Source organism: Pseudomonas sp. Xaverov 83 (assembly GCF_019352905.1).
Classification (GTDB): Bacteria; Pseudomonadota; Gammaproteobacteria; order Pseudomonadales; family Pseudomonadaceae; genus Aquipseudomonas; species Aquipseudomonas yamanorum.
The window spans coordinates 135,358-143,431 of the sequence record NZ_JAAAFU010000029.1 but is presented as its reverse complement, the minus strand read 5'-3'; the positions used below and the strand labels follow the sequence as shown (position 1 = coordinate 143,431).

5 protein-coding genes are annotated in these 8,074 nt (G+C 63.4%); 3 read left to right on the top strand and 2 right to left on the bottom strand.

Annotated features, from left to right (window positions below; translation table 11 throughout):
- Positions 1 to 42: 42 nt before the first annotated feature.
- Entirely contained in the window at positions 43 to 2,796 is a 2,754-nt protein-coding gene (locus K0H47_RS11970; RefSeq protein ID WP_063027910.1) for a response regulator, read from the bottom strand.
- A gap of 205 nt (positions 2,797 to 3,001) precedes the next feature.
- On the opposite strand from K0H47_RS11970, the gene K0H47_RS11965 reads away from it, so the two are divergent.
- Positions 3,002 to 3,730 (top strand): response regulator transcription factor, encoded by a 729-nt coding sequence (locus K0H47_RS11965; protein WP_017475831.1) that lies wholly within the window; start codon positions 3,002 to 3,004, stop codon positions 3,728 to 3,730.
- Positions 3,717 to 5,087: a sensor histidine kinase gene (locus tag K0H47_RS11960; RefSeq protein ID WP_219272735.1), complete on the top strand. Its 1,371-nt coding sequence runs from the start codon at positions 3,717 to 3,719 to the stop codon at positions 5,085 to 5,087. The genes K0H47_RS11965 and K0H47_RS11960 overlap by 14 nt, the downstream gene beginning before the upstream one ends.
- Before the next feature lie 3 nt (positions 5,088 to 5,090).
- On the opposite strand, the gene K0H47_RS11955 is transcribed toward K0H47_RS11960, so the two are convergent.
- On the bottom strand, positions 5,091 to 5,606 hold the full coding sequence (locus K0H47_RS11955) for a DUF2062 domain-containing protein (RefSeq protein ID WP_017475829.1): 516 nt from the start codon (positions 5,604 to 5,606) through the stop codon (positions 5,091 to 5,093).
- A gap of 147 nt (positions 5,607 to 5,753) precedes the next feature.
- On the opposite strand from K0H47_RS11955, the gene K0H47_RS11950 reads away from it, so the two are divergent.
- Complete coding sequence (locus K0H47_RS11950; RefSeq protein WP_219272828.1) at positions 5,754 to 8,045, top strand: DNA internalization-related competence protein ComEC/Rec2; 2,292 nt, start codon at positions 5,754 to 5,756, stop codon at positions 8,043 to 8,045.
- Positions 8,046 to 8,074: the final 29 nt, after the last annotated feature.

The window sequence follows — 8,074 nt, the reverse complement described above, 5'->3', positions numbered from 1 at the left end:
GCCGGGGGGGAGCAACCCCCCTCGCCACATTACCTCGAAAGTTTACGCGCTGACCCGCGCCTCGCTGGCCAGCCGGGCAATCGCCATGTCCAGTTCATCCAGGGCCGGCATGGCCTTGGCGTCGTCCTGTTTGAGCAGGGTCTCGGCCCGTTGGCAGGCCGCGCGCAGTTGCGGCACGCCGCAATACCGGGTGGCGCCGTGCAAGCGGTGCACCCGCTCGATCAGGGCGTTGCGGTCGTTGGCGTCCCGGGCGACGCGAATCGCTTCACGGTCGGCCTCAAGCGAAGCCAGTAGCATAGCCAGCATGTCCGCTGCCAGATCAGCCTTGCCGGCTGCCAGGCGCAGACCTTCTTCGTGGTCCAGCACCGGCAATTGCGCGGCGTGCCCAAAACTTTCGGTGCCGCGTTCCGGGCCTTGGTTGCGCAGGGCCAGCCCGGTCCATTTCAACACCACCTGGGCCAGTTGCCGTTCACTGATGGGCTTGGTCAGGTAGTCATCCATGCCGCTTTGCAGCAGGGCGCGTTTTTCGTTGGCCATCGCATGGGCCGTCAGCGCGACGATGGGCAGCGGTGTGCCATGGCGTTCGCTTTCCCATGTGCGGATCGCCTCGGTGCTCTGGCGGCCGTCCATCCCGGGCATCTGCACGTCCATCAGCACCAGGTCGAAGGCTTCCTGCTTTACCGCTTCGATGGCCGAGTAACCGCTTTCCACCGCCTGGACCTTGGCGCCCATGTCTTCCAGCAGGGTTTGCACCAGCAGCAGGTTGGCCGGGTTGTCGTCGACACACAGCACCCTCGGCGCGCGGCTGGACAGTGGCTCGCCGGGTTCGCTGCGCAACGGGCGCGGGCTGATCAGGTCGGCCAGGGCACGGCGCAGTTTGCGGGTGCAGGCGGGTTTGGCCTGCAACTGGCTGTTGGGGTTCGGCACCGACTGGTTGAACAGCAGCTGTTCGGTGGTCGGGCACAACACCAGTACCTTGCAGCCCAGGTGTTCGAGGTCCCACAGGTGTTGGTTCAAACGCTCCGGCGGGATGTCGTTGGCGGTGATGCCCAGCACCGCCAGGTCAATGGCCTGTTCGGTCTGGTGGGCGCTGGTGATGCCGTTGGTCAGGCTTTCAAGGCTGTTGAATGGCGTAACTTCCAGGCCGCAGTCTTCCAACTGGTGTTGCAGGGCCTGGCGCGCCAGCTCGTGGTTTTCCAGCACGGCCACGCGCCGGCCCAGCAGCGGCGCGGAGGGCAGGTCTTCGATATCGTCACGGGTTTTTGGCAGGTTCAGGCTGATCCAGAATTCAGAGCCTTCCCCCGGCGTGCTGTCGACGCCAATCTCACCGCCCATCTGTTCGATCAGGCGCTTGGAAATCACCAGGCCCAGGCCGGTGCCTCCGGGTTGGCGGGACAGCGAGTTGTCCGCCTGGCTGAATGCCTGGAACAGCGCCCGCACATCCTGGTTCGACAGGCCGATGCCGGTGTCCTGCACGCTGATGCGCAGTTGCACGCTGTCTTCCTGTTCGTCTTCAATCATGGCGCGGGCAACGATGGTGCCTTCGCGGGTGAACTTGATCGCGTTGCTCACCAGGTTCGTGAGGATCTGCTTGAGCCGCAGCGGGTCACCCACCAGGGACAGCGGTGTATCACGGTAGACCAGGCTCACCAGCTCCAGCTGTTTGGCGTGGGCGGCCGGGGCGAGGATGGTCAGGGTGTCTTGCAGCAAGTCCCGCAGGTTGAACGGGATGCTGTCGAGCACCAGCTTGCCGGCCTCGATTTTCGAGAAGTCGAGAATTTCGTTGATGATGCCCAACAGGTTGTCGGCGGATTTTTCGATGGTGCCCAGGTAATCCAGCTGCCGGGGCGACAGCTCGCTTTTCTGCAATAAATGGGTGAAGCCAAGGATGCCATTCAGCGGCGTGCGGATCTCATGGCTCATGTTGGCCAGAAACTCCGACTTGATGCGGCTGGCTTCCAGGGCTTCCTTGCGGGCCAGGTCCAACTCGATGTTCTGGATCTCGATGGTTTCCAGGTTTTGCCGCACGTCTTCGGTGGCCTGGTCGATGCTGTGTTGCAATTCTTCCTGGGCGTTTTGCAGGGTCTCGGCCATGCGGTTGATGCCCGAGGCCAGGTGATCCAGTTCCTGGCTGCCCAGCGGTGGCAAGCGGGTTTCCAGGTTGCCGTCCTTGAGCTGCGCCACGGCCTGTTTGATCAGGCCAATCGGTGAGTTGATCGTACGGCTGATGCGCAAGGCGAGGGCCGCCGTGCAGATCAGGCCGATGGCGATCAGCAGCAGGCTGGCGAACAGGCTGCGGTAGCCCCGCAGCAACATGCCGTTGTGGGACAGCTCCAATTCGACCCAGCCCAGCAGGCGGTCGGATTCATCCGGGATCAGTTCGCCGGCGAGGTTGCGATGGCGGCCGAATACCGGCAGCAGATAGCGGGTTGCGTCATTGCCGGTGCGCTGCAACAGGTGTGAGCTGTTGCCGATCGGCGGCTGATTGAGCATGGTCGGGCCGGCGTGGGCCAGGGGTGTGCGGTCAGGCCCCAGGAATGACACGGCGCGTACGTCGGTTTGCTCCAGGGACTGGGTGGCGATGCGCTCCAACAGGTCGGTGTTTTTGGTGCCCAGGGCCGGGGCGACCAACGGTGCCAGTTGCTCGGCGATCATCTCGCCCCGTTGCAGCAACTGCGACTGCAACTCCGACAGCTGCATCCAGGTGAAATAGCCGCCCAGCAGCAACGCCATCAGGCTGGTAGGCAATAAGGTCAGCAACAGTACGCGGCCTTTTATTCCCATTTTCGTAAGCACGCCACTCTCCTGCTACCACACTGTTGTCGAATTTCACGCAGGCATCCGGCCCGCGCCACCTGCGCAGTGTAGCCATTTGCGCGGCGTGGAATCTTGCAAAATTAATGACCTGAGGCAAACCTTGGGCCCCTGGACGCCCGGCGGCGGTTGCTCATAGGGGGGCAATCTTGAATAATCAGTCATTGAGAATGACTTGCAGACGCTAATGAATCCTGTAGCACCTGGCTTACCCAGTATCCTGGCGATTGAAGACGATCCTGTGCTTGGCGCCTATGTCCATGAGCAGTTGGGCCGCTGTGGCTTCCAGGTGACCTGGTGCCAGAACGGCCAGCAGGGCCTGCAAATGGCCCGCGATCAACGCTTCGACGTGGTGTTGATGGACATTCTGTTGCCGGGCATGGACGGCTTGTCGGTGCTCACGCATCTGCGCCAGAGCCATTCGATCCCGGTGATTCTGATGTCGGCCCTGGGGGCTGAAGCCGACCGCATCAGCGGCTTTCGCCTGGGGGCGGACGATTACCTGCCCAAGCCGTTCAGCATGGTCGAGTTGCGGGTGCGAATCGAGGCGATCCTGCGCCGGGTCGCCCTGGACCGGCGGCCTTTGCCGGCCCTGGCGGCGGTGCGCGACGATGCCCGTAGCCTGCGTTTCGATGATGAGCAGTGTGATGTGTTTCACCGGGAGCAGTGGGCCGGCCTGACCCGCAGCGAGTATCGCCTGCTGGAAACCCTGCACCGCAACGGTGAAGAAGTCCTCAGCAAAGCCTTCCTCTACCAGCATGTCTTTCAGCGCGGCTATGCGCCCCATGACCGCAGCCTGGACATGCACATCAGCCAGATTCGTCGCAAGCTCAAGGCCATCGGCTACAGCGAGCGGGAAGTGCGCACGGTGTGGGGCAAGGGCTATGTGCTGAGCGGTCACGATGACGGGCTTTAAGGCCGCCCTCAAGCGGCTGCCGGGCAAGCATTCGTTATTCTGGAAACTGGCGTGCCTGCTGATCGCTTTCTGTTTGTTGATGATCTGGCTCAGTTGGTCCTGGGGCCGGTACATGGAAGAGCAGAATGCCTTTCTGTCCAACGAGGCTCGCGCCACCTTGAGCGGTTATGCAGCCGGTGCGGAGCTGGCCTGGAACAAGGGCGGCAACGCCGGTGTGGACGAATGGCTGCACACCCTGGGCCAGCGCGAGCGCACCTGGGTGGGTGTTATCGGTAACGACCTGCAATCCCTGAGCAGCTACCCGCTGACGGACAAGGAAAGCCAGCGCCTGACCTTCCTGCGTGGCCTGGACTGGCCCGTCAGCCGGCACGCCAAGGGCTTGCCGTGGTTGAAAATCCCGTTCCCGCTCGACCCGGGGGCGGGGTCCCTGGTGATCGAATTGCCCCGGCGTTTCATGCCTGGGCAAAACCAGCTGTTCTGGCGGATCGTCACCAATGGCGTGATTCCCGGCCTGTTCACCCTGTTGCTCTGCATCGGCCTTTACCGGCTGTTGATCATGCCCCTCAACCACCTGCGGGAGCAGGCGAACGCCTGGCGTGCCGATCAATTGAGTACCCGGCTTTCCCTCGACACCACCAGCCGCCAGGATGAATTGGGGGAGTTGGGCCGCGCGTTTGACCAGATGTCGGAACGCCTGCAAGGCACCGTGGCGCTGCAACAGCAACTGCTGCGGGATTTGTCCCATGAGCTGCGCACACCGCTAAGCCGTTTGCGCGTCGCCTGTGACAGCGAGCAGGACCTGATCCAACTGCGCGAACGCCTGGGAAGGGAAATCGACGGCATGCAGCGCCTGGTGGAAGACACCCTGCAACTGGCCTGGCTCGACACTGAACGTGCGCCGCTGCCCAAGGAAGACATCCAGGTGCAGGCGCTGTGGGACATGCTGCGGGAAAACGCCTGTTTTGAAAGTGGCTGGCCGGCTTCACGTTTGCAGTGCGAACTGGGGGCTGACTGCTGGGTGCGTGGGCATCTGAACCTGCTGGCCCAGGCGTTGGAAAACATCCTGCGCAATGCCATCCGGCACTCTCCGCAATACGGCACAGTGCAATTGGGCGGGCAGCGTGAGGGGGATCACTGGCACTTGTGGCTGGAAGACCAGGGCGGCGGGATCGATGAGGGGGAGCTGGAACGGATCTTTGCGCCATTCACCCGGCTGGACGGCTCACGGCCCGGCGACGGTGGCTTTGGCCTGGGCTTGAGCATTGCGCGCAACGCTGTGCAGCGTCAGGACGGCAGCTTGTGGGCGGAAAACACCGGCCAGGGTTTGCGCGTGCACATGCGCTTGCTGGCCCGCTGACGCCTACAACCTGCGCTGTTTGCGTTTCTTCCACTGGCGGGCCACCCACCAGCGCCAGTAGCCCATGGTCAGGCAATACCCCAGCGCTGCCATCACCAGCCCCAGTACCACCGAACCCAGCAGGAAGGGTTGCCACAACGTCGACAACTGCCCGCTGATCCATTCCCAGGTCAACTCGTCGGGCATGCTGCGGGGTGGCACGTTCATCAGCCAGGCGCCGGTCATATAGGTGCAGAAGAACACCGGCGGCATGGTGATCGGGTTGGTCAGCCACACCAGGCTCACGGCAATCGGCATGTTGCCGCGCACGCTGATGGCGAGGATCGCCGCCAGCAGCATCTGCAAGGGAATGGGGATAAATGCCGCGAACAGACCAACGGCCATCGCCCGGGCAACCGAGTGGCGATTGAGGTGCCAGAGGTTCGGGTCATGCAGCAACTTGCCGAGAAAGCGTAAGGATTTGTGTTCCCGGATGCTGGTCGGATCGGGCATGTACCGTTTGAATAAGCGCCGTGGCATAAGGGGTCCAGGTCAGTTCGAGGGGCAAGTATGCCCGCATTCCAAGAACGGTAAATTCAGACTTTGTGACAAATAATAATAGGCCGCGTCGGTAGCCCGGCTAAGACTCAATGGGTCGCTTTCAAGGAACGATCCATGAGAACAGGGATGTTCGCACTCGCGCTGGGGCTGCTCGCCCTGCGTTTTTTACCTGCGTTGCCGTCCAGCGGCTGGCTGCTGCTGATGCCGGTGTTGGCCCTGATGCTGCTGCCTTTTCGCACCTATCCGCTGGCGTTTTTCCTGCTCGGGCTGGGCTGGGCGTGCCTGAGTGCGCAGTGGGCGCTGGACGACCGGTTGGCACCGCGTCTGGATGGCCAGACCCGCTGGGTGGAGGGGCGTGTCAGCGGGTTGCCGCAGCAGACAGGCGACGGTGTTCGCTTTGAACTGACCGACAGCCGGTCACGCAAGGACCTGCTTCCGAAGCGCATCCGTGTGTCCTGGCGTGGCGGGCCAGCGGTTCAGAGCGGTGAGCGCTGGCGGTTGGCCGTGACCCTCAAGCGTCCCTCCGGTTTGCTTAATGCCGAGGGGTTTGACTATGAAGCCTGGCTGCTGGCCCAGCGGATTGGCGCCACGGGTTCGGTCAAGGATGGCCAGAAGCTGGCGCCTGCGCGGCATGCCTGGCGCGACGGAATTCGCCAGCGGCTGTTGGCAGTGGATGCCCAAGGGCGAGAGGCGGGCCTGGCGGCGCTGGTGCTCGGGGATGGTACCGGGCTGGCCGCCGAGGATTGGCGGGTTCTGCAAGACACCGGCACCGTGCATTTATTGGTGATTTCCGGGCAACATATTGGGCTGCTGGCAGGGTTGATCTATGGCCTGGTCGCCGGCCTGGCGCGCTTCGGGTGTTGGCCGAAACCCTTGCCGTGGCTGCCCTGGGCCTGCGGCCTGGGGTTTGCTGCGGCGCTGGGCTATGGCTTGCTGGCCGGTTTTGAAGTGCCGGTGCAACGGGCCTGCGTCATGGTGGGATTGGTCCTGCTATGGCGCCTGCGGTTTCGTCACTTGGGGATCTGGTGGCCGCTGTTGCTGGCGCTGAACGCGGTGCTCATCCTCGAACCGCTGGCCAGCCTGCAACCGGGGTTCTGGCTGTCCTTTGCGGCGGTGGCGGTGCTGATCCTGGCGTTCAGTGGCCGACTGGGCCCCTGGCGTGCCTGGCAGGCCTGGACCCGGGCCCAGTGGTTGATTGCCATCGGCCTGTTTCCGCTGCTGCTGGTGCTCGGTTTGCCCATCAGCCTGAGCGGGCCGCTGGCCAACCTGGTTGCGGTGCCGTGGATCAGCCTGGTGGTGTTGCCCCTGGCCTTGCTGGGTACGGTGTTATTGCCGCTGCCTTATATAGGTGAAGGTTTGTTATGGCTGGCGGGCGGCACACTGGACTGGCTGTTCAAGGCCTTGGCGTTGCTGGCGCAGTACTTGCCGGCCTGGATACCGGCGCAAGTGCCCATGGGCTATTGGTTGGTGAGCCTGCTGGGGGCGGTGCTGTTATTGCTGCCCAAGGGCGTGCCGTTTCGGCTGCTGGGCTGGCCGATGTTCCTGCTGGCGGTGTTCCCGCCTCGGGAGTCGATCCCTCACGGACGCGTCGAGGTGGTGCAACTGGATGTCGGCCAAGGGTTGGCGATCATCCTGCGTACCCGCAACCACGTTCTGCTCTATGACGCCGGGCCGCGCTCCGGTGAGTTCGACCTTGGCGCGCGCGTGGTATTGCCTGCGTTGCGCAAACTGGGTGTCGCGGGGCTGGACATGATGCTGCTCAGTCATGCCGATGCCGATCATGCCGGTGGTGCGTTGGCGGTTGCCCACGGGCTGCCGATCAAGCGCGTGGTGGGCGGCGAGACCGAACGGCTGCCGGCGGCACTCGGTACTCAAGCCTGCGTCAGTGGCGAGCGGTGGGATTGGGATGGCGTGACCTTCGAGCTGTGGCAATGGCCTGATGCGACGGACGGTAATCAGATGTCCTGTGTGTTGCTGGTGCAGGCCAATGGCGAACGGTTGCTGCTGACCGGTGATATTGACCGTGAAGCCGAGCGGGCATTGCTGGCCACCCCCCTGGGGGCTCCTGTCGATTGGTTGCAGGCGCCGCACCATGGCAGTCGCAGCTCGTCGTCCTGGCCGTTTCTCCAGCGCCTTGCACCCAAGGCAGTGTTGATTTCCCGTGGCCGCAGCAATGCCTTCGGCCATCCCCATCCCCACGTATTGGAGCGTTACCAGGCCGTGGGCAGCCTGATTTATGACAGCGCCGAGCAAGGCGCACTCCGTCTGCAACTGGGCACCTTCCAGCCGCCGCAGGCCGTGCGCAGCCAGCGGCGTTTCTGGCGCGAGCCCCCGCCGCAAAACAGCGTTACCAAAGACTGGCTCCTGCGACAGGATGCTCTGGGGCCGGCCAGCCCTTCCGCCGGACCCTTATGGTAAAGTGGCGCACTTTTTCGAGGGGACATTCA